The 22529-nt window shown below is 67.3% G+C and carries 20 protein-coding genes and 1 riboswitch; of the genes, 10 read left to right on the forward strand and 10 right to left on the reverse strand.

Going from position 1 to position 22529, the window contains the following annotated elements:
- Positions 1-40: 40 nt before the first annotated feature.
- The 3 genes from J5M67_RS07675 to J5M67_RS07685 all read right to left on the reverse strand — a co-directional run bounded on the left by J5M67_RS07675 (position 41) and on the right by J5M67_RS07685 (position 2006).
- Entirely contained in the window at positions 41-598 is a 558-nt protein-coding gene (locus J5M67_RS07675) for a disulfide bond formation protein B (RefSeq protein ID WP_207884712.1), read from the reverse strand.
- A 9-nt stretch (positions 599-607) separates the two neighbouring features.
- The gene (locus J5M67_RS07680) at positions 608-766 is read right to left on the reverse strand and encodes a DUF5993 family protein (RefSeq protein ID WP_207884713.1); all 159 of its coding nucleotides are present in this window, start codon (positions 764-766) and stop codon (positions 608-610) included.
- Positions 767-908: 142 nt separating this feature from the next.
- Entirely contained in the window at positions 909-2006 is a 1098-nt protein-coding gene (locus J5M67_RS07685) for a 3-deoxy-7-phosphoheptulonate synthase (RefSeq protein WP_207884714.1), read from the reverse strand.
- Between the two features lie 584 nt (positions 2007-2590).
- Here J5M67_RS07685 and J5M67_RS07690 point away from each other — a divergent pair.
- Positions 2591-3598 carry an ATP-binding protein gene (locus J5M67_RS07690; RefSeq protein ID WP_207884715.1) on the forward strand — a complete coding sequence of 336 codons (1008 nt, stop codon included), beginning with the start codon at positions 2591-2593 and terminating at the stop codon, positions 3596-3598.
- Positions 3523-4254: a VWA domain-containing protein gene (locus J5M67_RS07695; protein ID WP_207884716.1), complete on the forward strand. Its 732-nt coding sequence runs from the start codon at positions 3523-3525 to the stop codon at positions 4252-4254. Before J5M67_RS07690 ends, J5M67_RS07695 begins: the two co-directional genes overlap by 76 nt.
- A 65-nt stretch (positions 4255-4319) precedes the next feature.
- On the opposite strand, the gene J5M67_RS07700 is transcribed toward J5M67_RS07695, so the two are convergent.
- The 3 genes from J5M67_RS07700 to cbiE are packed head-to-tail and all read right to left on the reverse strand — an operon-like array spanning position 4320 to position 7357.
- Positions 4320-5048: a cobalt-precorrin-6A reductase gene (locus J5M67_RS07700; protein ID WP_207884717.1), complete on the reverse strand. Its 729-nt coding sequence runs from the start codon at positions 5046-5048 to the stop codon at positions 4320-4322.
- Positions 5045-6142: a cobalt-precorrin-5B (C(1))-methyltransferase gene (locus tag J5M67_RS07705; protein WP_207884718.1), complete on the reverse strand. Its 1098-nt coding sequence runs from the start codon at positions 6140-6142 to the stop codon at positions 5045-5047. The genes J5M67_RS07700 and J5M67_RS07705 overlap by 4 nt, the downstream gene beginning before the upstream one ends.
- A gap of 3 nt (positions 6143-6145) precedes the next feature.
- The gene (cbiE, locus tag J5M67_RS07710; protein WP_207884719.1) at positions 6146-7357 is read right to left on the reverse strand and encodes a precorrin-6y C5,15-methyltransferase (decarboxylating) subunit CbiE; all 1212 of its coding nucleotides are present in this window, start codon (positions 7355-7357) and stop codon (positions 6146-6148) included.
- A gap of 70 nt (positions 7358-7427) precedes the next feature.
- A riboswitch (cobalamin riboswitch) is annotated at positions 7428-7673 on the forward strand.
- An 85-nt stretch (positions 7674-7758) separates the two neighbouring features.
- Between cbiE and cobG the strand changes: the two genes are divergently transcribed.
- The 7 genes from cobG (at position 7759) to J5M67_RS07745 (ending at position 16461) form a co-directional block, all read left to right on the forward strand.
- Positions 7759-9102, forward strand: coding sequence for a precorrin-3B synthase (cobG, locus tag J5M67_RS07715; protein ID WP_207884720.1), 1344 nt, complete (start codon positions 7759-7761; stop codon positions 9100-9102).
- Positions 9095-9721 (forward strand): precorrin-8X methylmutase, encoded by a 627-nt coding sequence (locus J5M67_RS07720; protein WP_207884721.1) that lies wholly within the window; start codon positions 9095-9097, stop codon positions 9719-9721. Before cobG ends, J5M67_RS07720 begins: the two co-directional genes overlap by 8 nt.
- Positions 9721-10461: a precorrin-2 C(20)-methyltransferase gene (locus tag J5M67_RS07725; RefSeq protein WP_207884722.1), complete on the forward strand. Its 741-nt coding sequence runs from the start codon at positions 9721-9723 to the stop codon at positions 10459-10461. The genes J5M67_RS07720 and J5M67_RS07725 overlap by 1 nt, the downstream gene beginning before the upstream one ends.
- On the forward strand, positions 10461-12122 hold the full coding sequence (gene cobJ, locus J5M67_RS07730; protein WP_207884723.1) for a precorrin-3B C(17)-methyltransferase: 1662 nt from the start codon (positions 10461-10463) through the stop codon (positions 12120-12122). The genes J5M67_RS07725 and cobJ overlap by 1 nt, the downstream gene beginning before the upstream one ends.
- A gap of 265 nt (positions 12123-12387) precedes the next feature.
- Positions 12388-12885: a sigma-70 family RNA polymerase sigma factor gene (locus J5M67_RS07735; protein ID WP_207884724.1), complete on the forward strand. Its 498-nt coding sequence runs from the start codon at positions 12388-12390 to the stop codon at positions 12883-12885.
- Positions 12882-13838 (forward strand): FecR domain-containing protein, encoded by a 957-nt coding sequence (locus tag J5M67_RS07740; protein WP_207884725.1) that lies wholly within the window; start codon positions 12882-12884, stop codon positions 13836-13838. The genes J5M67_RS07735 and J5M67_RS07740 overlap by 4 nt, the downstream gene beginning before the upstream one ends.
- Before the next feature lie 178 nt (positions 13839-14016).
- The gene (locus J5M67_RS07745) at positions 14017-16461 is read left to right on the forward strand and encodes a TonB-dependent siderophore receptor (RefSeq protein ID WP_207884726.1); all 2445 of its coding nucleotides are present in this window, start codon (positions 14017-14019) and stop codon (positions 16459-16461) included.
- Between the two features lie 159 nt (positions 16462-16620).
- Here the strand turns inward: J5M67_RS07745 and J5M67_RS07750 are convergent, their stop codons facing one another.
- The 3 genes from J5M67_RS07750 to J5M67_RS07760 all read right to left on the reverse strand — a co-directional run bounded on the left by J5M67_RS07750 (position 16621) and on the right by J5M67_RS07760 (position 18890).
- Complete coding sequence (locus J5M67_RS07750; RefSeq protein WP_207884727.1) at positions 16621-16809, reverse strand: hypothetical protein; 189 nt, start codon at positions 16807-16809, stop codon at positions 16621-16623.
- Positions 16810-16985: 176 nt separating this feature from the next.
- Positions 16986-17483 (reverse strand): single-stranded DNA-binding protein, encoded by a 498-nt coding sequence (gene ssb, locus J5M67_RS07755; RefSeq protein WP_207884728.1) that lies wholly within the window; start codon positions 17481-17483, stop codon positions 16986-16988.
- Positions 17484-17501: 18 nt separating this feature from the next.
- Positions 17502-18890, reverse strand: a complete 1389-nt coding sequence (locus J5M67_RS07760) for an MFS transporter (RefSeq protein ID WP_207884729.1) — start codon at positions 18888-18890, stop codon at positions 17502-17504.
- A gap of 214 nt (positions 18891-19104) precedes the next feature.
- On the opposite strand from J5M67_RS07760, the gene uvrA reads away from it, so the two are divergent.
- Positions 19105-21939: an excinuclease ABC subunit UvrA gene (gene uvrA / locus J5M67_RS07765; protein ID WP_207884730.1), complete on the forward strand. Its 2835-nt coding sequence runs from the start codon at positions 19105-19107 to the stop codon at positions 21937-21939.
- A 119-nt stretch (positions 21940-22058) separates the two neighbouring features.
- Here the strand turns inward: uvrA and bfr are convergent, their stop codons facing one another.
- Positions 22059-22523 (reverse strand): bacterioferritin, encoded by a 465-nt coding sequence (bfr, locus tag J5M67_RS07770; RefSeq protein ID WP_207884731.1) that lies wholly within the window; start codon positions 22521-22523, stop codon positions 22059-22061.
- Positions 22524-22529: the final 6 nt, after the last annotated feature.

The following is a 22529-nucleotide window of genomic DNA, read 5'->3' on the forward strand; positions in this document are numbered from 1 at the left end:
AGTTTCACTCATCGCTCCGGTAAACAACGGAGCGTCCCCCTCAGCGCAGCAGTTGGTAGAAGATGGGGTTGTCATCGCACTGCCCACCGCCGCACTCCAGCACGGTGGACACCAGGTTTGCTGCGATCAGCACAGTGAACAGCACCGCCCCTGCCTTGCCCACCAACGAGAAGTGCGGAGCCCCATGATCGGAGCGCTCTTTCAGCAGCATCATCAGGGCAACGGCTACGATCACCAGCAGCGCAGCCACCACCGTCCAGGTGTAGAAATGCAGGCCGAGGAAGGGTGATCCATAGCCCGGATCTCCAGGGGTGATATGCAGGAATACCTGGCGCATGCCCACAGCCCCCGCCGTTATTGCGCCCAGCAGCGCCATGGCGTAATGACGGTTGCGGATGCCGAAGCGGACGTTGAACAGGAAACCGAAACCGATCAGGAGCATCCCGACCCGCTGCAACAGGCACAGCGGGCAAGGCAGTTCGGATTTCATCAGCTGGTAGTAGAACGCGACCAGCAGCGCGGCGCAGATCGCATACAGGCCAAGGACGTTCAGCCAGTGCGGCAATCGGCTTTCGGACTGGAAGACAGACAGATTCATGGCCAGCCCTCAGAACGACAAGGTCAACGGGTCGGTGACGTGGTGATCGAACCACCCCAGGGTCACCAGCAGCAGTGCCAGCCACAACGCGTAGCTGGCCCCGGTTTTCCCCATAAGAGTGCTGACGGCTGCGCAGAGCGCGATCAGAAACGGCAGGAACATGTACATCGGCGTTACCTCGCTCCGCAGCGGGAGCAGAAAGGAGATTCAGCCGCCGGGTCCCGGCGGCGCCGCCTGTACATTAGCGGTCACCGCCTGGAGAGATTTCTCGATTCCGTGGAGTCCTTTCCCAAACGCTTGCGTCGGTCACTCAAACGCGACGCAGCCGCTCCGCCGCATTCAGCAGCAGTGCCTCGGTGCCGCTCCAGCCCAGGCAGCCGTCGGTGATCGACACGCCGTAGCGCAGCTCGCCGGACAGAGGCTGGCAGCCGTCGAACAGATGACTCTCCAGCATCACGCCACGCAGCGAAGCGTCGCCGGCCAGGCGCTGGTCGAGCACGCTGTCCAGCACCGCCGGCTGGCGCAGCGGGTCCTTGCCGCTGTTGGCGTGGCTGCAATCCACCATGATGTTCGGCTCGAGACCGAGCTTCTCCAGTCCCTGGCGAATCTGCTGCACGCTGGCCGCATCGAAGTTCGGGCCAGCGTGACCGCCGCGCAGCACTAGATGAGTATCCGGGTTGCCCTGGGTCTGCACCAGCGACGGACGACCCAGCGCATCGATGCCGAAGTGCTGGTGCGGGTGCGCCGCCGAGCGCATGGCGTCGGTGGCGATGCCGATGCTGCCGTCGGTGCCGTTCTTGAAGCCCACCGGCAGGTCGAGGCCGCTGACCATCTCGCGGTGCACCTGGGATTCGCTGGTGCGCGCACCGATGGCGGCCCAGCCCAGCAGGTCGTCGAAGTAGCCGGCCACCAGCGGTTGCAGCAGTTCGGTGGCGATCGGTAGGCCGCGTTCGAGCATGCCCAGCATCAGCCGGCGCGACAGTTCCAGGCCGCCGGCCATGTCGCCGCTGCCGTCCAGTTGCGGGTCGTAGACCAGGCCTTTCCAGCCGACGGTGGTGCGCGGTTTTTCAACGTAGGCGCGCATCACCAGCAGCAACTGGTCGCTCACCTGCGGCGCCAGTTCGGCGAGGCGGTCGGCGTATTCGAGGGCGGAAACGGGGTCGTGCAGCGAGCAGGGGCCGATGACGACCAGCAGGCGCGGATCTCGGCCATCGAGCACGGCGCGGATTGCCTCGCGGCCTTCGCGGACGCGGTGGGCCATGGCGGCGGACAGCGGCAGGCGCTGACGCAGTTCGGCGGGGCTCGGCAGCGGCTGTTCGCGGCGGCGGGCGGAGGGCAGCGGCAGGTCGAGGACTTCGGCGGAGGCTGCGTGTTTGGGGCGGATCAGGGCGGAGGTGGAAGCGTTCATCTGACTGGCATCCTTGGCCGGCGCGGTGGTCTTTCCGCGCTCGGCGCTCTATCTAAGTGTTCGTGGCAAGGCTCGTTGGGTGGCACGCAGCGCGCTGCTAAATCGCCAGTCGGAGTTGCGGTAATAGCGGTAATAGGTGGTGTTCATGTGTCGATCCTCTGTCCGGGCGTTTTGGCCCGATTCAATTGGTTGGCAATGCGTTGGCCTTGTGGGCCGGAAAAAACAAAAACCCCGGTCGGGTTGCCGACCGGGGTTTGAAGAATCTCTCTGGTTGGCGACCCTGCTTGCTAGGGCGCCTGTGGGGTATCAGGCGCGCCTTTGGCTAAACCAATACCCATAGAAGAAATAACCGGCAGCCACGGCCAGAACCTGCGCACGAGCAACCACGGAGCCGATGGCACCGAGGCGGGCGAGGGACTGGATGGATAGGCTAGACGGCATGATGTTCTCCGTGGAATAGGAGCCAACTTACTGCATCGCGAGGCGCCGATCAATGACTTGAATCTATCGATCCGATGGACACGGGTCGCACCTCCTAGTCCCGGTTCGCTACCATGCACGGACGCAATCCGCAGGACATCCCCATGAGCGCCCTTCCCCATTTCCCACTGGCCGCCGTCGTCGGCGCCGATGAGCTGAAGCTGGCCCTGTGCCTGGTGGCCATCGACCCCGCCATCGGCGGCGTGCTGATCGAAGGGCCGCGCGGCATGGCCAAGTCCACCCTGGCGCGCGGCGTGGCCGACCTGCTCGACGGCGGGCGCTTCGTCACCCTGCCGCTGGGCGCCAGCGAGGAACGCATCGTCGGCACCCTCGACCTGGACGCGGCGCTGGGCGAAGGCCGCGCGCAGTTCTCCCCCGGCGTGCTGGCCCATGCCCACGGCGGCGTGCTCTATGTGGATGAAGTGAACCTGCTGCCCGACCACCTGGTCGACCTGCTGCTCGACGTGGCTGCCAGCGGGGTCAACCTGATCGAACGCGACGGCCTGTCCCACAGCCACCCGGCGCGCTTCGTGCTGATCGGCACCATGAACCCCGAGGAAGGCGAACTACGTCCGCAACTGCTGGACCGCTTCGGCCTCAAGGTGCAGCTGGAAGGTGTGCCGGCGCCGACCGAGCGCGCCGAGATCGTCCGCCGCCGACTGGCCTTCGATGCCGACCCGCAGGCTTTCCTGAATCAGTGGCAAGGCGCGCAGCAAGCCCTGCAACAACGCTGCAGTGATGCGCGCCAGCAGTTGGCGGCGATTCCGCTGGATGACGCTGCGCTAGATGACATTGCCGAGCGCTGCCACGCCGCCGGCGTCGACGGCCTGCGCGCCGACCTCGTCTGGCTGCGTGCCGCCCGCGCCCATGCCGCCTGGCGCGGCGCAAGTTCCATCGAGGCACAGGACATCGATGCGGTCGAGCACTTCGCCCTCGCCCATCGCCGTCGTCCCCCGCCAGCGCAGTCGAGCCCGCCGCCGCAGTCGTCTTCCAGCCAATCCCAGGCATCGTCCAATGCCTCCAACGGCGAAGGCCAATGGGGCGAACTGCCCGCGCAGAGTGTTGCCATGGGAGAACGCCGGCAACTGACGGGCTGGCCAAAAAAGCCCTGAGCATCCGCCCGCGCCCGGCCCCAGGCGCGGATGCCAACCCTCGACCCGGCCAGCTTGCCGGCGGCCGCAGCGGCGCCCGCCAAGCAGGCGCGCACGGCCGCATCGACTGGCCCGCCACCCTGCGCAACGGCCGCCCGCAACGCCGCGCCGACCTGGTGCTGCGCGCCCGCAGCCGCAAGCCCGGCGAACTCTGGCTGGTGATCGTCGACGCCTCCGCGAGCACCCGCCGCCACGGCGCCCTCGCCCAGGCCAAGGGGCTGCTCGCCGACACCGTCGAACAGGCTTACCGGCAACGCGCACGCCTCGCCGTGCTGCATGCCACCGGCGCACAACCGCGCTGGCTGTGGCAGGGGCAGAAGGCTTCGGTGCAATTAAAGGAGTGGCTGGAACAACTCGGCGCGGGTGGCGGCACGCCGCTGATCGAAGCGCTGCAGCAAGCACGCGACTGGCTGGAAAAGCGCCAACGACAAAAGCCCAACGAGCATCAGCGGTTGCTGGTACTCACCGATGGACGCTTGCAGGACTGGCCGGCGTTACCTGCGATGACCTGTCCGACGTTGCTGGTGGATATCGAGGGTGGCTCGGTGCGGCTGGGGCGGGCGCGGAAGCTGGCGGAACAGCTCGACGCGGACTATCGGCCGATCGCCGAGCTCTGAGAATCGGCCTACCCGCAGCTTGCACAACCCCATCCAGATTCATCGACGGCCGCCAGATCGCCCCGTCAGTTATCCAGAAACGGCTCCAGCGCCATCCACAACGCCTCGACACTCTCGAACTCCCGATCCACCGCCGGCAACTGCGGCCGCGCCAGGATCAGTACCGGCACGTCCCGTTCGCGGGCGACCTGGAGCTTGGGCTCGGTGGCCTGGCTGCCGCTGTTCTTGCTGACCAGCACGTCGGTGTCCAGGCGGGCGAACAACTCGCGCTCGCCGTCGAGGGTGAAGGGGCCGCGCGCACCCAGTACTTCAGCGCGATCATTGCCCGGCAGATTCTGCAGGCAGCGCACGGTCCAGCGCTGGTGGGCGGGAATCTCGTCCAGGTGCTCCAGCGGCTCGCGGCCCAGGGTGAACAGCGGACGGCGGAAGTCCTTGAGCGCCTCGATCAACCCCGGCCAGTCTGCTACCTCGCGCCAGTCGTCCCCAGCCCCGGTCTGCCAGCCGGGGCGGCGCAATGCCCAGCAGGGGACGCCGGCCAACTGCGCGGCGCGGGCGGCGTTGGCGCTGATTTGCGCGGCGTAGGGATGGGTGGCGTCGAGCAGCAGGTCGAAACCGCGCTCGCGGATGAAACCGGCGAGGCCCTCGGCTCCGCCGTAACCGCCCACGCGTACTTCGCAGATGAGATCGTCCGGCACCTTGCCCAACCCGGCGAGGCTGTAGAGATGCTGCGGACTGAGGCGCCGCGCGATGGCCAGCGCTTCACCGATTCCGCCGAGCAGCAGGACACGTTTCATCTCACCTCCAGCGCTTCGCCCACCAGGTTGCCCTGACGGTCGATGGCAAAGACTTCCAGCGCCACTTCGTCCGGTACGATGCGCCGGGCGAAGGCCAGCGCGCGGGCGCAGACGGCGTCGCCCAGGGCGATGCCCTCGGCGCTGCACAGCGCCAGCGCCTGCTGGCTGGTGTTGGCTTCGCGCATGTGCTGTTGCAGCTCCGCCGACGCGCCGATCTCCGCCGCCCATTCGGCCAACTGCGGAAGGTCGATGCTGGAGTGGCGGCTGTGCAGGTCCATGTGGCCGGCCGCGAGCTTGCTGATCTTGCCGAAGCCGCCACAGACGCTGAAGCGCTCCACCGGTGCCTTGCGCAGGTGCTTGAGCGCGGCGCCGGCGAAGTCGCCCATCTCGATCAGCGCGGTGTCATCAAAACCGTAGCGCCGGCGCATGGCGTCCTCGCTGGCGTTGCCGGTGCAGGCGGCCAGGTGGCGGAAGCCGTTGGCGCGGGCGACGTCGATCCCCTGCTGGATCGAGGCGATGTAGGCCGAGCAGGAGAAGGGCCGGACGATGCCGGTGGTGCCAAGGATGGACAGCCCGCCGAGGATGCCCAGGCGCGGGTTCATGGTCTTGAGCGCCAGCTCGGCGCCGCCCTCGACGCTGATCGTGACCTCGAAGCCGCCGGCATAACCACACTCGGCCGCCAGCGCGGCGAGGTTATCCTGCATCATCTGGCGCGGCACCGGGTTGATCGCCGGCTCGCCCACCGCCAGCACCAGGCCGGGCTTGGTCACGGTGCCAACGCCTTCTCCGGCATGGAAACGCACACCCGGTTCGGCGCTCAGGGCGACGTAGGCGAAGACCAGCGCCCCGTGGGTCACGTCCGGATCGTCACCGGCATCCTTCAGCGTGCCCGCCTCGGCGCCGCCGGCGGTCAGCCGGCAGAACTCCAGGCGCAGGGTGGCGACGCGCTCCTTGGGCAGGGCGATCTGCGCCGCATCGGTGGCCTCGCCGGTCAGCAGCAGGCGCGCCGCCGCCAGGCTGGTGGCGGTAGCGCAGCTGCCGGTGGTGTAGCCGCTACGCAGCGGGCGGGGTTCCTCGTGGGTTTCTTCACGCATGCTTCAATCGGCCAGCGGTTTCCAGACTTCCAACAGGGTAATCGGCAACGCCGCGCGCCAGGTATCGAAACCACCCAGCGGCTGGGCCTGGGCCACGGAAAGACGGGTCAGTTCGCCGCCAATGCGTTCGCGCCAGCCCACCAGTGTCGCCTCGCTCTGCAGCGTGACGGCATTGGCCACCAGGCGACCGCCGGGCTTGAGCTGCTCCCAGCAGTGCTCGAACACGCCGGGCACGGTCACGCCGCCGCCGATGAAGATGGCGTCGGGGCGCTCCAGTCCTTGCAGAGCATCCGGCGCTGCACCGCAGACCAATTGCAAGGCCGGTACGCCGAGGGCATCACGGTTGAAGCGAATATGTTCCTGGCGCCCCTCGTTGGCTTCGATGGCGAGCGCGCGGCAACTCGGGTGCGCACGCATCCACTCGATGCCGATGGAGCCACAGCCAGCGCCGACGTCCCAGAGCAGTTCGCCGGGCCTCGGCGCCAGCCGTGCCAGGGTCACGGCGCGCACATCGCGCTTGGTCAGCTGGCCGTCGTGGCGGAAAACGTCATCCAGCAAACCGGTGGTCAATGACAGGCGAACGGCGTCGGCGCCCGCCACGCATTCCACCGCCACCAGATTCAGGGCGGCGGTCTCGCTCAGCGACCAGTCGCTGGCCAGTCCGTCGATGCGCCGCTCGGACTCACCGCCCAGATGCTCCAGCACGCTGATCCGGCTCGGGCCGAAACCGCGCTCGCGCAGCAGCGCGGCGATGGCCGCCGGGCTCTCGCCGTCATTGCTGAGAATCAGCAGCTTCACGCCGTCATGCACCTGAGCCTGGAGCGCGGCCAATGGGCGCGCGACCAGCGACAGCAGCGTGCAGTCCTGCAGGGCCCAGCCCAGCCGAGCCGCCGCCAGCGATGCGGAGGACGGCGCAGGAAGTACGAGCATTTCCCCGGACGGAATCTGCCGCGCCAGGCTCGCGCCGACTCCGAACAGCATCGGGTCACCGCTGGCCAGCACGCAGGTCGGCTCACCGCGCCGGTGCAGTACCGGCTCCAGGCTGAAGGGGCTCGGCCAGGCCTGGCGGTTGGCTCGCAGGCAATGCGGCAGCAGCTCCAGCTGGCGCGGCGCACCGATCACCTCGCTGGCGGCAAGCAGGGCGCGGCGCGCGGCCTTGCCGAGGCCGGCGTAACCGTCCTCGCCGATGCCGACGATGGTCAGCCAGGGCGTCATGGGAATTCCTCTGAAGGGATGCGACGATCGATCCGACGGGCAGGCTTGTTCCGCCCTCGGGCAAAGCAGGCATAATACCCGCATCGTCGGTGCTCGTAGGACGCTTCGCATTGATCAGCGATGCATCCGGGAGCCGAAGAGGGAACACGGAAAAAACCGTGGCTGCCCCCGCAACTGTAAGCAGCGAGTCCGCGCAATTCGATCGCCTGGCAGGGCAAGTGCCCGCTGCCGTCGATCTGGCCACTGGGTTACCGGGAAGGCCGCGCTGGATGAGGACCTGCCAGCCAGGAGACCTGCCGACGAGACCAGTCGCGCGTGCAGACATCGAGCGGGGTGTATCGGTGTCGTGAAGTCCCCTTGGGGGATTCGCAGGTCACCGCGACCCAGCCCTGGTGACCTCAGTGCAAGATTCCTCAGCTCCACCCGTCCGCCCGCATGCCTGCCCCGGCCTGCTGCGCATCGTGGCCTCCCGCGATGGCGGTATCTGCCGCATCAAGCTGCCCTGTGGGCAACTCGATACCCGTACCGCGCGCGCCATCGCCCAGGCCGCCGAGCGGCATGCCGACGGCGTGCTGGAGGCGACCAACCGCGCCAACCTGCAAATCCGTGGAGTGCATGCCGGCGCCGAGAATGCGCTGAGCCTCGACCTGCTGGCCGCCGGGCTCGGCCCCCGCGAGCTGGCGGCAGATGACGTGCGCAACCTGCTGGTCAGCCCGGCGCTGGGCCTCGACGCCACGTTTCTTGACGCTGCCCCGCTGGCCCGCCAGTTGCTCGATCTGCTGGAGCGCACGCCGCGCTTCCACGGCCTGTCGCCCAAGTTCGGCATCCAGCTGGACGCCGGCGAAGCGCTGGCGATGCTGGAACACTCCAACGATATCTGGCTGTCGGCCATGTCCGACGACGCGGCGCCGCTGTTCGCCTTCGGCCTGGCCGGTTATCCGCCGCAACGCGAGACCGATCGCGCCGCACTCGCCGCCGTATCCGCCGAGCAGGTGCCAGTGCTGGTGGAAACCCTGCTGCACCTGTTCCTCGATCTCGCCGGCGACGGCCAGACGCGTATGCGCCACCTGCGCGAGATGCTCGGTGACACCGCGCTGCTGGAACCTTTGCAGCAACGCCTGCCCTTCGCGCTGCAACTCGGCCCGGCGGTGGATAACTGGCGACGTCCTGCGCCACGCGCCTTCGGCCATCTCGGGATTCAGCCCCAGCGTCAGCCGGAGCGCGTCATGGTCGGTGCGGGATTCGTCCTCGGACGTCTCGACAGTACCACGCTGTTCGGCCTGGCCGATCTCGCCGAGCGCTTCAGCGGCGGACAGCTGCGTCTGACGCCCTGGCAAAGCCTGATCCTTCCCGACGTGGCGCGGGCCGATGCCGCCGTCGTGCTCGCAGCGCTGGCGAATATCGGGCTGGTAATCGATGCCGCCCAGCCGCTCTCACGCGTCGTCGCCTGCAGCGGCTCGACTGGCTGTGCACGCGGGCTGTCCGACACCAAGGCCGACGCCCTGCGCCTGGCCGAGCGCCTGCGCAACGCGCCGCCGGCTGGCGTGCACCTGAGCGGCTGCCCGCGCTCCTGCGCCGCCGCCCACGTCGCCCCCTACACCCTGCTGGCCGTCGCCGACGGTCGCTATGACCTGTTCCGTCGCGCCGATGGCGTGGCCGGCTTCGGCCAGCCGCTGGCGCGCAACCTTTCCCTCGAGGCCGCCGGCGATCTGCTGGCCGCACCCGGAGCCCCCCTTGATGCTTGATTACATCCGCGACGGCCAGGCGATCTACCGCCAATCCTTTGCCACCATCCGCGCCGAAGCCGACCTGTCCGGCATCCCCGCCGACCTGGAAAAACTCGCCGTGCGGGTGATCCACGCCTGCGGCATGGTCGACGTCGTGCAGGACCTGCGCTTCTCCGCCGGCGCCGGGGCCATCGGCCGGGCGGCGCTGGCCGCCGGCGCGCCGATTCTCTGCGATGCGCGGATGGTCGCCGAGGGCATCACCCGCGCGCGCCTGCCGGCGCACAACGAGGTGATCTGCACCCTCAATGACCCGGATGTCCCGGCGCTCGCCCGTGAGCTGGGCAACACCCGCTCGGCGGTGGCGCTGGAGCACTGGCGCGAGCACCTGGAAGGCAGCGTGGTGGTGATCGGCAACGCGCCGACCGCCCTCTTCTACCTGCTGGAAATGCTCGACGCCGGCGCACCGAAACCGGCGCTGATCCTCGGTTTCCCGGTGGGCTTCGTCGGCGCCATGGAGTCCAAGGACGCCCTCGCCGCCGACAGCCGCGGCGTGCCCTACGTGATCGTCCGCGGCCGCCGTGGCGGCAGCGCGATGGCGGCCGCCGCGGTGAACGCCCTGGCCACGGAGGTGGAGTGATGACCGGCCGCCTTATCGGCCTGGGCGTCGGCCCGGGCGACCCGGAACTGCTGACCCTCAAGGCCCTGCGCCTGCTGCGCGCGTCCCCGGTGATCGGCTACTTCGTGGCCAAGGCCAAGCACCACGCCGGCCAGGGCGGCAACGCCTTCGCCATCATCGAGGAACATCTGCTGGAGTCGCAGCAGCGCCTGCCGCTGGTCTACCCGGTGACCACCGAGAAGCTGGAGCCGCCGCTGACCTACGAAGGCGTGATCAGCGACTTCTACGACACCGCCGCCGAGCAGGTGGCCGCGCACCTGGAGGCCGGCCGCGACGTGGCAGTGATCTGCGAGGGCGACCCGTTCTTCTACGGCTCCTACATGTACCTGCATGACCGTCTTTCGGAACGGTATGACACCGAAGTCGTACCCGGCGTCTGCTCCATGCTCGGCAGCGCGGCGGTGCTCGGCGTGCCGCTGGTGTACCGCAACCAGAGCCTGTCGGTGCTGTCCGGCGTGCTGCCGGAAGAGGAACTCAAGCGCCGCCTGGCCGACGCCGATGCGGCAGTGGTGATGAAGCTCGGCCGCAACTTCGACAAGGTCCGCCGCGTGCTGCGCGAGCTGGGCCGTGACGGCGGCGCCCACTACGTCGAGCGCGCGACCATGCGCGAGCAGCGCATCGTCGCGCTGGACGACGTCGACCCGATGGCCTCGCCGTACTTCTCGATGATCGTCATCCCCGGCCAACGGTGGAACGGCTGATGCGCGCTGCCATCGTCATTCTCGGCCAGGGCGCACTGGCCACCGCACAACGCGTCCAGGGCGTTTATCCGCAGGCGCGTGTGCTGGGTCTGAAGGACCGCGTCGAAGGCGCCGATGAGTCCTACGCTAACTTCGGCGATACCCTGCGCCAGCTCTACCGCAACGACACCCCGATCATCGCCCTGTGCGCCGCCGGCATCGTCATTCGCACCCTCGCCCCGCTGCTCGCCCCCTCAATGGCAGACAAAGGCGCGGAGCCACCGGTGCTGGCCGTCGCCGAGGACGGCAGCGCCGTGGTGCCGCTGCTCGGCGGGCTGGGCGGAGTGAACCGCATGGCCCGCGAGATCGCCGCCGCATTGGACGTTGCGCCAGCGATCACCACCAGCGGCGAACTGCGCTTCGGCGCCTGCCTGCTCGATCCACCGGAAGGCTACGCGCTGGCGGACATCGAACAGGGCAAGCGCTTCGTTTCCGACCTGCTGGGCGGCGACACCTTGCGCATCGAAGGCGACGCGCCCTGGCTGGACGAGCTGGACCTGCCGCTGGCCGACGCCGCCGCGCACACCCTGTGCATCGATGCCCGCGCCGGGGGCATCGCGCAGAACGAGCTGCGCATCCATCCGCGCATCGTCCTCGCCCACGTCACCCTGGTGGACGCGCAGCTTCCCGAACGCATCCGCCAGGGCCTGGCGCAGGCGGGCCTGGCCGAAGCATCGCTGGCGGCACTGCTGGCGCCGCGCTGCCGCATGGCCGATCCGGCGCTGGCCGAGGCCGCCCGCGCGCTGGGCGTGCCGCTGCGCTTTATCCACAGCGAAGACGAACTGCCGCCCGCCGTGTTGCACGGCGACTCCTTCCATCTGCATCGCAGCGCGACTCCTGGCGAAGCCGAGCGCATCGGCCAGCCACGCGGGCGACTCAGCGTGATCGGCCTCGGCCCCGGCGCCAGCGACTTCATGATCCCCGCCGTGCGCCGCGCGCTGGACGAAGCCCAGGACCTGCTCGGCTACGAGACCTACGTGAAGATGGCCGAGCCGCTGCGCGACGACCAGGTGCGCCACTGCACCGACAATCGCGAGGAAATGCAGCGCGCCCGCCACGCCTTCGAACTGGCCGCCAGCGGCCGGCGCGTGGTGGTGATTTCCTCCGGCGACCCCGGCGTGTTCGCCATGGCCGCCGCAGTCATGGAAGCGTTGCACGAGAGCAGCAATCCCGATTGGCATGGGGTGGAGCTGGAGGTGCTGCCAGGCGTGTCCGCGGCGCTGGCCGCTGCCGCAAAAGCCGGTGCACCATTGGGGCATGATTTCTGTCTGATTTCCCTGTCGGACAACCTGAAACCCTGGGAGACCATCGAGAAGCGCCTGGACCACGCCGGCGCCGCCGACCTGGCCATGGCCTTCTACAACCCCATCTCCAAGGCGCGTCCGTGGCAACTGGGCCGGGCGCTGGAGATCGTCCGCCGCCATCGCACACCGGAAACGCTGGTGGTGCTCGGCCGCGACATCGGCCGGCCGGCCGAGGCGCTGCGCGTCGTCACCCTTGGCGAGCTGGTGCCGGAAATGGTGGATATGCGCACCCTGGTGATCGTCGGCTCGTCGCTGACCCGACGCTTCCCTCGCGCCGGTGGTGGGGACTGGGTGTATACGCCGCGCTGGTATCGCTGAGCCCCACCATAATCGCTCAATGGCGCTCGCGTAGGATGGCGTGGAGCGAAGCGATACCCATCGATGGCCGACAAGTCACGTTGATGGGTATCGCAAGCTCCACCCATCCTACGAGCTGAGACAAACCTGTAGGAACGCCCCATGGGCGCGATCGCGGGCATGGCCCGCTCCTACAGGGAACATCGACGCTTCAGACACATCTTGCAAATGACCAGCGCCTTGCTGAAAATGCGATGAATTATCATTTGCAGCAACCAGCGCATTCATGCCCTCCACCTCCGACGTCCAGTCGCTCTACAGTGACCATCATGGCTGGCTGCACCGCTGGCTTCGCGGCCGGCTGGGCAATGCCGCCGATGCCGCCGACCTGGCCCAGGACACCTTCGTGCGTGTGCTGCTCAAGCCCGAGCGCAGTGAACTGCGCACCCCGCGCGCCTTCCTGCGGACCATCGCCCGTGGCCTGGTGATCGACCACTGGCGCCGGGAAGAACTGGAACGCGCCTACCTCGATTCCATCGCCCATCTGCCGGAAGCGGAAGTACCATCGGCCGAGGCACGGCAAAGCATCCTGCAGTTGCTGGAAACCATCGCGCGCCTGCTCGACGGCCTCAAGCCCAAGGTGCGCCGCGCCTTCCTGCTGGCCCAGTGCGAGGGCGTGCCCCACGCACGGATCGCCGAGGAGCTGGGCGTCTCGGTGCGCTCGGTGGAGCGCTACGTCGCCGAGGCGCTGTTCCACTGCTACCAGCTGCGGTACGCCGAATGAGCGCTGCGCCCGACCCGAGGGTGGTGAAGCAGGCAATCCAGTGGACCCTGCGCCTGAACGGCAATGCCGATGCGGAATTGCATAGCGCCTGTCAGCACTGGCGCCAGGCCGATCCCGAGCACGAAGCCGCCTGGCGGCGGGTGCAGACGCTGAATAGCGAACTGGCTGCCAGTTACCAGGCCGTTCCGGGCGCCCACGCGGTGCTGGAAAACACCACCCAGCGTCTGCAGCGGCGCCAGGCGCTCAAGCTGCTGTCGACCTTTGCCCTCGGCGCCTCGGCGCTGTGGCTGGCCCGCGAGGTCGCGCCCTGGCAACGCTGGCTGGCCGACTACAGCACCGCCACCGGCGAGCGTCGGCGCTTCACCCTGGCCGACGGCAGCCTGCTGCAACTGAACACCGACAGCGCGGTGAACCTGCGCTTCGACGCGCGCCAACGTCTGCTGATACTGGAGCGCGGCGAGATGCTCGTCAGCGCCGCCCGGGACGTCGCGCGCCCGCTGCGGGTGCGCAACCGCGACGGCCTGTTCGAAGCCCTGGGCACCCGCTTCGTGCTGCGCCAGGACGAGCGCTCCACGCGCCTGAGCGTCGAGGACGGTTCGGTGGCCATCGCCCCGCGCGTGCGCGGCCAGACCACCGCCATCGCCGAAGCCGGGCAGACCTACGCCATCAACGGCGACAGCGCGCTGCTGGCTGAGCGCAGCAACATGGACAGCAGCGCCTGGGCCGACGGCCTGATCGTCACCCGCGACATGCGCCTGGCGGACTTCCTCGCCGAGATCGGCCGCTACCGTTACGGCCACCTGCATTGCGATGCCAGCGTGGCCGACCTGCGCCTCTCCGGCGTGTTTCGCCTGGACGACACCGACAAGCTGCTGGCCCTGCTGCCGCAGACGCTGCCGGTGCAGGTGGAAAAGCGCACGGACTGGTGGGTGACGGTGAGCGCGCGCGGCTGACGGCGAACTCCCCGTGTAGGAGCGCCCCATGGGCGCGATTCGCGGGCATGGCCCGCTCCTACATTCAGATTTCAAACCATGCCTCCCTCAATCGAGATTTATTTTTGTCGGGTTTCGCCGCCTCGGCCGGCAAGGAGGAATAACCCGATCATTTCCCTTGTCCACGGAATATCCCGCCATGCGAGCCGTCCACCTCCCGACCTCTTCCCCCGCCCAGCCCCGCGCCAGTCGGCTGGCCCATGCCGTGCGCGGTGCGCTGCTGTGCGCCAGCCTGGGGGCCAGCCTGCCGCTGAGCGCCCTGGCCGCCGACGCCGCCGCCATTACCAACAGCCGCGCCTACGCGATTCCAGCCGGTCCCTTGGGCGAGGTGCTGAACAGCTTCGCCCGCGAGGCGGGCATCACTCTGTCGGCCACTCCGGAGCAGACCCGTGGCCTGAACTCGGCCGGGTTGAACGGTACCTACTCGGTGGATCAGGGGCTCTCGCGCCTGCTGGTGGACACGCCGCTGGAAGCGCAGGACCAGGGCGACGGCAACTACGTGCTGCGCGCCGCCGCGCCGAGCGACGTGCTGGCGATGCCGTCCAGCGACGTGTTCGCCCTCGGCAACGCGCTGGGCGCGGAAGACGGCTACCTGGCGACCCACAGCCAGATCGCCACCAAGACCAGCAAGTCGCTGCTGGAAACCAGCCAGAGCGTCTCGGTGATCACCCGCGAACAGATCGACGACACCGCCTCCAAGACCGTGCAGCAGGCCATGCGCTACACCCCCGGCATCTTCACCGGTCAGGTCGGCGCCTCGAACCGCTACGACTATGTGGTGATGCGCGGCTTCGCCGACAACAGCGTGGACAACATCTACCTCGACGGCCTGAAGGCCATGGGCGACAGCGGCACCTTCAGCTCGATGCAGGCCGACCCGTACTTCCTCGAACGCATCGACGTGCTCAAGGGCCCGTCCTCGGTGCTCTACGGCCGCAGCCTGCCCGGTGGGCTGGTGGCGCTGACCAGCAAGAAGCCGCTGTACGAGGACTACCACCAGATCACCGGCACCGTCGGCAACATGGGCCAGAAGGAAATGGGCTTCGACTTCAGCGGCCCACTGGATGAGGAGAGGCGCATCGCCTACCGCCTGGTCGGCCTGGGCAAGGGTTCGGACACCCAGTTCGACCACGTCAAGGAAGAGCGCTACGCCATCGCCCCGACCCTGGCCATCGACTTCACCGAGGACACCAGCCTGACGTTGCAGAGCTACCTGCAGCACGACCCGAACGGCGGCTACCACGGCGGCGTACCGGCGGACGGCACGCTGTTCCATCACAACGGCCGGAAGATCTCCCGCGAGTTCTTCGACGGCGAGCCAAGCAAGGACGACTTCGACCGCACCCAGCGCATGTTCGGCTACCAGCTGGAGCACCGTTTCGACGACGTCTGGACCGCGCGGCAGAACTTCCGCTACCTGGACTCCGACGTCGATCTCTCGCAGGTCTATGCCTACGGCTGGACCGCGCCGGACGAGAACACCCTGAACCGCTACTTCTCCGGCGCTCGCGAGCACCTGCAGGCGTACATCGTGGACAACATGGCGCAGGCCGAATTCGACACCGGCGCGGCCAGGCACACCCTGCTGATGGGCCTGGACTACCAGCGCCGCCGCACCGCCGTGGACTGGCGCTCCGGCTCGGCCCAGCCGCTGGACGCGTTCGACCCGCACTACGGCAACGACGCCATCAGCTACTACCCGGACGACAACCACACCCGCCGCCTGGAGCAGACCGGTGTCTATCTGCAAGACCTGATCGACATCGATAACTGGCGCTTCTCCCTCGGCATGCGCGAGGACTGGGTAACGGTCGAGGACAAGAACCGCAGCACCGGCAGCAAGGCCGACGACGACTGGAAAAAATTCACCGGGCGCATCGGCGCGCTGTACCTGTTCGATAACGGCGTTGCGCCGTACATCAGCTACTCCGAGTCGTTCAACCCCAACGCCTACTCCGACCAGTCCGGCACGCCGCTTGAGCCGACCGAGGGCAAGCAGTGGGAAGCCGGCCTGAAGTTCCAGCCCGAGGGCAGCCGCAGCCTGTACACCGCGTCGATCTTCCACATCACCCAGGAGAACGTCGCGTCGAAGGAGCCGCAGGACAACTTCTACACCTCCGTGGGCGAAGTGCGCTCCCAGGGCCTGGAGCTGGAAGCCCACACCCAGGTCAGCGACAACCTCAAGGTGCTCGGCAGCTACACCTACACCGACATCACCTACACAAAATCGCTGGACGGCAACCAGGGCCACACCCCGAACCAGGCGCCCAAGCACATGGCTTCGCTGTGGGCCGACTATGGCTTCGACGCCGGCCCGCTGGACGGCCTCTCCATCGGCGGCGGCGCCCGCTACGTCGGCGAGACCTGGGCGGACAAGGAAAACACCCTGCGCGTACCGGACTACACCCTGGTGGATGCGCGCATCGGCTACGACCTGTCCCGCGTCGGCCTGAAAGGCCTGGACGTCAGCCTCAACGCCAACAACCTGCTGGACAAGGACTACGTGGCATCCTGCTACAGCCTGGACTTCTGCTACTTCGGCGAGAAGCGCAACGTCACCGCGACGGTGAATTACCATTTCTAATCGGTTCGCCGGGCGACACTTCTTTTGTAGGAGCGAGCTTGCTCGCGAACATCTCGGCACCGCGACCGCCGGGAAATCTGTTCGCGAGCAAGCTCGCTCCTACAGTAATTTCAGCCCATGAGCCCCGTGGCGCGGCCGTCGCCACGGGGCTTTCCTGCTTCAGAACTCTGCGGCGTGGCGGTGACGCACCTCCAGTTCCAGGGAGGCGCGATAGGCGTGCGCCTCGCGCTCGGTGTGGAAGATCCCGACCAACTGGCCTTCCTGATACACATCCCAGCAACGCCCGCCCAGGGCGCGGAACTCGCGGGATTTATGGTCGTCGTCACGCTCGGTCACTGTAATGCTCATGTCTTTTCTTCTCCGGTTTTGCCGTACATCAAGGCAATGCCAGGATCATTTAATTAGCTAGCTAATTAAATACTCGCTTTCGAGAAAGACTGTTACGAGCAATCGCCCAAACGGACGTCCCAGAAATGCAAAAGCGCAGCTCGAAGGCTGCGCTCTTGGGAGACGAACCGTCCGGTTTAGAACGGAATGTCGTCGTCGAAGCTGTCGTAGTCCGGAGCCGGTTGCGGCGCGGGCTGGGACTGCTGCTGCGGGGCCGGACGCGGCGCCTGCTGCGGACGCTGCTGCGGCTCGCGGGGAGCGCGCGGAGCGTCGTCACCACCGGCGCCCGGACGGCCGCCGAGCAGCTGCATGTTGCCGTTGATGTCGACCACGATCTCGGTGGTGTAACGGTCCTGGCCGTCCTGACCCTGCCACTTGCGGGTACGCAGGCTGCCTTCGACGTAGATCTGCGAACCCTTGCGCACGTACTCGGCGACGATTTCCGCCAGGCGACCGAAGAACACCACGCGGTGCCACTCGGTACGCTCCTGCTGCTGGCCGGTCTGCTTGTCCTTCCAGCTCTCGCTGGTGGCCAGGGTGACGTTGGTCACCGCGTTGCCGTTGGGCATGTAACGGGTTTCCGGATCGCCACCGACGTTACCCACCAGAATGACTTTGTTAACCCCACGGGCCATGACGCTCTCCTAAAGGCTTCAGCACGTCGCCTGCTCGGCGCCGGCCAGGCGCTCGAGGGACGTGCGATCAACTTGTTGGGAATCTACTTTGACATAAGCGGCGGCCTCTTCGATGACCACCATCACATCGCTCACACCGGGCAATGCCTTGAAACGCTCGGCCAACGAGGCATCGCGCAGCGCCTCATCGGACAGAGGCAGGCGAATGCTCGTTACATACGGCGGTTCACGCATGGTAACAGCAATTGCCAGCCAGATGGCAGCAAGCACGGCGCAGCCGATGAATACCCCGTTCAAGCCGCCGTGCTGGAACATCCAGCCACCCAGGATGCCGCCCACCGCGGCGCCGAGGAACTGGCTGGTGGAGTACACGCCCATCGCCGTGCCCTTGCCGCCAGCGGGCGACACCTTGCTCACCAGGGACGGCAGCGAGGCCTCCAGCAGGTTGAACGCGGTGAAATAGACGATGATGCCGAACACCAGTTCCTGCAGGCTGTCGCCGAAGGCCCAGAAGTACAGTTCGCAGAGCATCAGGGTCGCTACCGCGCCACTCAGGACGCGCTTCATCTGACGCTTCTTCTCGGCGTAGATGATGAACGGCACCATGCCGAAGAAGCCGACCAGCAACGCGGTCAGGTACACCCACCAGTGCTGCTCCTTGGGCAGCCCGGCGCGCTCCACCAGCGCCAGCGGCAGCGCGACGAAGCTGGCCATGAGGATGGCGTGCAGCACGAGGATGCCGGCGTCCAGGCGCAACAGCTCGCCGTTCTTCAGGGTCGGGATGAGCGACTGCCTGGCCACGCTGGATTCGCGGTGCTGCATGCGGTGATCCGGCGTCGGCACGACGAACAGGATGATCAGCATGCCCACCAGGGCCATGCCGGCGGTGAACCAGAACAGGCCGTGCAGGCCGAACCAGTGGGTCAGCACCGGGCCGGCAACCATCGCCACAGCGAAGGACACGCCGATGCTCATGCCGATCATGGCCATGGCCTTGGTGCGGTGCTGTTCGCGGGTCAGGTCGGAAAGCATCGCCATTACGGCGGCGGAGATCGCCCCGGCGCCCTGCAGCACGCGGCCGGCGATGATGCCCCAGATGGAGTCGGCATTGGCCGCCAGCGCGGCACCCGCGGCGAACACCAGCAGGCCGACGACGATGATCGGCCGGCGGCCGATACGGTCGGACAGGGTGCCCAGGGGAATCTGCAGGATGGCCTGGGTCAGGCCGTAGGCGCCGATGGCCAGGCCGATCAGAGCCGGCGTCGCGCCGGCGAGGTCCTGCCCGTAGGTCGCCAGGACCGGCAGGACCATGAACATGCCGAGCATGCGGAACGCGAAGACCAGGGACAGGCCGGCGGCCGCGCGGGTTTCGGTGCCACTCATGCGCTCAGTGTGGGAATCGTGCATAAGCCCCTCATGGGAAGACGGATGTCGGGGATGCGCTTCAGTGCCCCCGTGACGGCGTGCCCCTCCACTCCGCGAAGGGCCGGCTGTCGCCAACGCCGAAAAATAGCCGCGCATTCTACCAGTCCTGCTGCTTGCCAGCACACTCGCGCGACTTTGCCGCATACGGACGGCCAGCCGTATACTCAGCGGTTTTCGCCCGCCATGCGAGGCCGCTGTGGACAAGATCCTCATCCGTGGGGCACGTACCCACAACCTGAAGAACATCGACCTGACCCTGCCGCGCGACAAGCTGATCGTGATCACCGGCCTGTCCGGTTCCGGCAAGTCCTCCCTGGCCTTCGATACGCTCTATGCCGAAGGCCAGCGCCGCTACGTGGAGTCCCTGTCGGCCTACGCCCGGCAGTTCCTCTCGATGATGGAAAAACCCGACGTCGACACCATCGAAGGTCTGTCGCCGGCGATTTCCATCGAGCAGAAATCCACGTCGCACAACCCGCGTTCCACCGTGGGTACCATCACCGAGATCTACGACTACCTGCGCCTGCTTTATGCGCGCGTGGGTATTCCGCGCTGCCCGGACCACGACATCCCGCTGGAGGCGCAGACCGTCAGCCAGATGGTCGACCAGGTGCTGGCGCTGCCCGAAGGCCGCAAGCTGATGCTGCTGGCCCCGGTGATCCGCGAACGCAAGGGCGAGCACCTGGCGGTATTCGAGGAAATGCGCGCCCAGGGCTTCGTCCGTGCCCGTGTCAACGGCAAGCTCTATGAGCTGGACGAGCTGCCCAAGCTGGACAAGAAGCTCAAGCACTCCATCGATGTGGTGGTGGACCGCTTCAAGGTGCGTGGCGACCTGCAGCAGCGCCTGGCGGAGTCCTTCGAGACGGCGATCAACCTGGCGGACGGCATCGCGCTCGTAGCCCCCATGGACGATGAAGAAGGCGAGGAGATGATCTTCTCTGCCCGCTTCGCCTGCCCGGTCTGCGGACACTCCATCAGCGAACTCGAACCCAAGCTGTTCTCCTTCAACAACCCGGCCGGCGCCTGCCCCACCTGCGACGGCCTGGGCGTGAAGCAGTTCTTCGACGCGCGGCGGGTGGTCAACGGCGAGCTGACCCTGGCCGAGGGCGCGATCCGCGGCTGGGACCGGCGCAACGTCTACTACTTCCAGATGCTCGGTTCGCTGGCCGGGCACTTCGGCTTCAGCCTGGAGGAGCCCTTCCAGGATCTCGATCCGGAGCACCAGAAGTTCATCCTCAACGGTTCGGGCCGCGAGAACGTCGAGTTCCGCTACCTCAACGACCGTGGCGACATCGTCAAGCGCGCGCACCCGTTCGAGGGCATCCTGCCGAACCTGGAGCGCCGCTACCGCGAGACCGAGTCGGCCACCGTGCGCGAGGAGCTGGCCAAGTTCCTCAGCACCCAGCCCTGCCCGGACTGCCACGGCACCCGCCTGCGCCGCGAGGCACGCCACGTCTGGGTGGGCGACAAGACGCTGCCGGCGATCACCTCGATGCCGGTGGGCACCGCCTGTGAGTACGCCGAGAGCCTGACCCTCACCGGCCGCCGCGGCGAAATCGCCTCGAAGATCCTCAAGGAAATTCGCGAGCGCCTGCAGTTCCTGGTCAACGTCGGCCTCGATTACCTGACCCTGGACCGCAGCGCCGACACCCTGTCCGGCGGCGAGGCCCAGCGTATCCGTCTGGCCAGCCAGATCGGCGCCGGCCTGGTGGGCGTCATGTACATCCTTGACGAACCCTCCATCGGCCTGCACCAGCGCGACAACGAGCGCCTGCTGGGCACCCTCACCCACCTGCGCAACCTGGGCAACACGGTGATCGTGGTCGAGCACGACGAGGACGCCATCCGCCTCGCCGACTACGTAGTCGACATCGGCCCCGGCGCCGGCGTGCACGGCGGGCAGATCGTCGCCGAGGGCACGCCGCAACAGGTCATGGACCACCCGGACTCGGTCACTGGCGCCTACCTGTCCGGTCGCACCAAGATCCTCGTGCCCGCCGAGCGCACCCCGCGCAACAAGAAGCAATTGCTCAAGCTCAAGGGCGCGCGCGGCAACAACCTGCAGAACGTCAACCTGGAAATCCCGGTCGGCCTGTTCACCTGCATCACCGGCGTTTCCGGTTCGGGCAAGTCGACGCTGATCAACAACACCCTGTTCCCGATCACCGCCACCGCGCTGAACGGTGCCACCACCCTGGAAGTCGCGCCCTACGAATCCTTCGACGGCCTGCAGCACCTGGACAAGGTGGTGGACATCGACCAGAGCCCGATCGGCCGCACCCCGCGTTCCAACCCGGCAACCTACACCGGGCTGTTCACGCCGATCCGCGAACTGTTCGCCGGCGTGCCGGAAGCCCGCTCGCGCGGCTACGGTCCGGGGCGCTTCTCGTTCAACGTCAAGGGCGGTCGCTGCGAGGCCTGCCAGGGCGACGGCGTGATCAAGGTGGAGATGCACTTCCTGCCGGACATCTACGTCCCCTGCGACGTCTGCAAGGGCAAGCGCTACAACCGCGAGACCCTGGAAGTCCGCTACAAGGGCAAGAGCATCACCGAGGTGCTGGACATGACCATCGAGGACGCCCGCGCGTTCTTCGACGCCGTGCCGGCCATCGCCCGCAAGCTGCAGACGCTGATGGATGTCGGCCTGTCGTACATCAAGCTGGGCCAGAGCGCGACCACGCTCTCCGGTGGCGAGGCGCAGCGGGTGAAGCTGTCCCGCGAGCTGTCCAAGCGCGATACCGGCAAGACCCTGTATATCCTCGACGAGCCGACCACCGGCCTGCACTTCGCGGACATCCAGCAACTGCTCGACGTGCTGCACCGCCTGCGCGACCACGGCAACACCGTGGTGGTCATCGAGCACAACCTGGACGTGATCAAGACCGCCGACTGGCTGGTCGACCTCGGCCCCGAGGGCGGCTCCAAGGGCGGCCAGATCATTGCCACCGGCACGCCGGAGCAGGTTGCAGAGCTGGCGGTGTCGCACACCGGGCACTTCCTCAAGCCGCTGCTGGAGCGCGATCGCGCCTGATCCGCACCGGCATGAAAAAGCCCCTGCTGCCCATCGGCGCAGGGGCTTTTCTTTGAGCTCTTGCAGGAGTGGGCCATGCCCACGATTCGCGCGCATGGCGCGCTCCTACAAGGTGCAGATCAGATCTGCGACTGAAGATAATTCTCCAGGCCCACCTTCTGGATCAGCCCGAGCTGCTGCTCCAGCCAGTAGGCATGGTCTTCCTCGGTGTCTGTCAGCTGCACGCGCAGGATGTCGCGGGTGACGAAGTCCTGGTGCTGCTCACACAGCGCAATGCCCTTGGCCAGCGCTGCACGCACATGGCGCTCCAGCTTCAGGTCGGCCTCGAGCATCTCCGGCACGGTCTTGCCCGGATGGATATCGTCCGGGCGCATACGCGGTGTGCCTTCGAGCAGCAGGATGCGGCGCAGCAAGGCGTCGGCGTGCTGGGTTTCTTCTTCCATCTCGTGGTTGAGGCGCTCGTAGAGCTTGGTGAAGCCCCAGTCCTCGTACATGCGCGAGTGGATGAAATACTGGTCGCGAGCGGCCAGCTCACCGGTCAGCAGCGTGTTGAGATAATCGATAACCTCGGCGTGGCCTTGCATCAGCCT

Source organism: Pseudomonas sp. 30_B (assembly GCF_017491605.1).
Classification (GTDB): domain Bacteria; phylum Pseudomonadota; class Gammaproteobacteria; order Pseudomonadales; family Pseudomonadaceae; genus Pseudomonas.

Excerpts from the sequence above, each read along its gene's own strand:
- J5M67_RS07675 (WP_207884712.1), bottom strand. The coding sequence starts at position 598 with ATGAATCTGTCTGTCTTCCAGTCCGAAAGCCGATTGCCGCACTGGCTG.
- J5M67_RS07680 (WP_207884713.1), bottom strand. The coding sequence starts at position 766 with ATGTACATGTTCCTGCCGTTTCTGATCGCGCTCTGCGCAGCCGTCAGC.
- J5M67_RS07685 (WP_207884714.1), bottom strand. The coding sequence starts at position 2,006 with ATGAACGCTTCCACCTCCGCCCTGATCCGCCCCAAACACGCAGCCTCC.
- J5M67_RS07690 (WP_207884715.1), top strand. The coding sequence starts at position 2,591 with ATGAGCGCCCTTCCCCATTTCCCACTGGCCGCCGTCGTCGGCGCCGAT.
- J5M67_RS07695 (WP_207884716.1), top strand. The coding sequence starts at position 3,523 with ATGGGGCGAACTGCCCGCGCAGAGTGTTGCCATGGGAGAACGCCGGCA.
- J5M67_RS07700 (WP_207884717.1), bottom strand. The coding sequence starts at position 5,048 with ATGAAACGTGTCCTGCTGCTCGGCGGAATCGGTGAAGCGCTGGCCATC.
- J5M67_RS07705 (WP_207884718.1), bottom strand. The coding sequence starts at position 6,142 with ATGCGTGAAGAAACCCACGAGGAACCCCGCCCGCTGCGTAGCGGCTAC.
- cbiE (WP_207884719.1), bottom strand. The coding sequence starts at position 7,357 with ATGACGCCCTGGCTGACCATCGTCGGCATCGGCGAGGACGGTTACGCC.
- J5M67_RS07720 (WP_207884721.1), top strand. The coding sequence starts at position 9,095 with ATGCTTGATTACATCCGCGACGGCCAGGCGATCTACCGCCAATCCTTT.
- J5M67_RS07725 (WP_207884722.1), top strand. The coding sequence starts at position 9,721 with ATGACCGGCCGCCTTATCGGCCTGGGCGTCGGCCCGGGCGACCCGGAA.
- cobJ (WP_207884723.1), top strand. The coding sequence starts at position 10,461 with ATGCGCGCTGCCATCGTCATTCTCGGCCAGGGCGCACTGGCCACCGCA.
- J5M67_RS07735 (WP_207884724.1), top strand. The coding sequence starts at position 12,388 with ATGCCCTCCACCTCCGACGTCCAGTCGCTCTACAGTGACCATCATGGC.
- J5M67_RS07740 (WP_207884725.1), top strand. The coding sequence starts at position 12,882 with ATGAGCGCTGCGCCCGACCCGAGGGTGGTGAAGCAGGCAATCCAGTGG.
- J5M67_RS07745 (WP_207884726.1), top strand. The coding sequence starts at position 14,017 with ATGCGAGCCGTCCACCTCCCGACCTCTTCCCCCGCCCAGCCCCGCGCC.
- J5M67_RS07750 (WP_207884727.1), bottom strand. The coding sequence starts at position 16,809 with ATGAGCATTACAGTGACCGAGCGTGACGACGACCATAAATCCCGCGAG.
- ssb (WP_207884728.1), bottom strand. The coding sequence starts at position 17,483 with ATGGCCCGTGGGGTTAACAAAGTCATTCTGGTGGGTAACGTCGGTGGC.
- J5M67_RS07760 (WP_207884729.1), bottom strand. The coding sequence starts at position 18,890 with ATGCACGATTCCCACACTGAGCGCATGAGTGGCACCGAAACCCGCGCG.
- bfr (WP_207884731.1), bottom strand. The coding sequence starts at position 22,523 with ATGCAAGGCCACGCCGAGGTTATCGATTATCTCAACACGCTGCTGACC.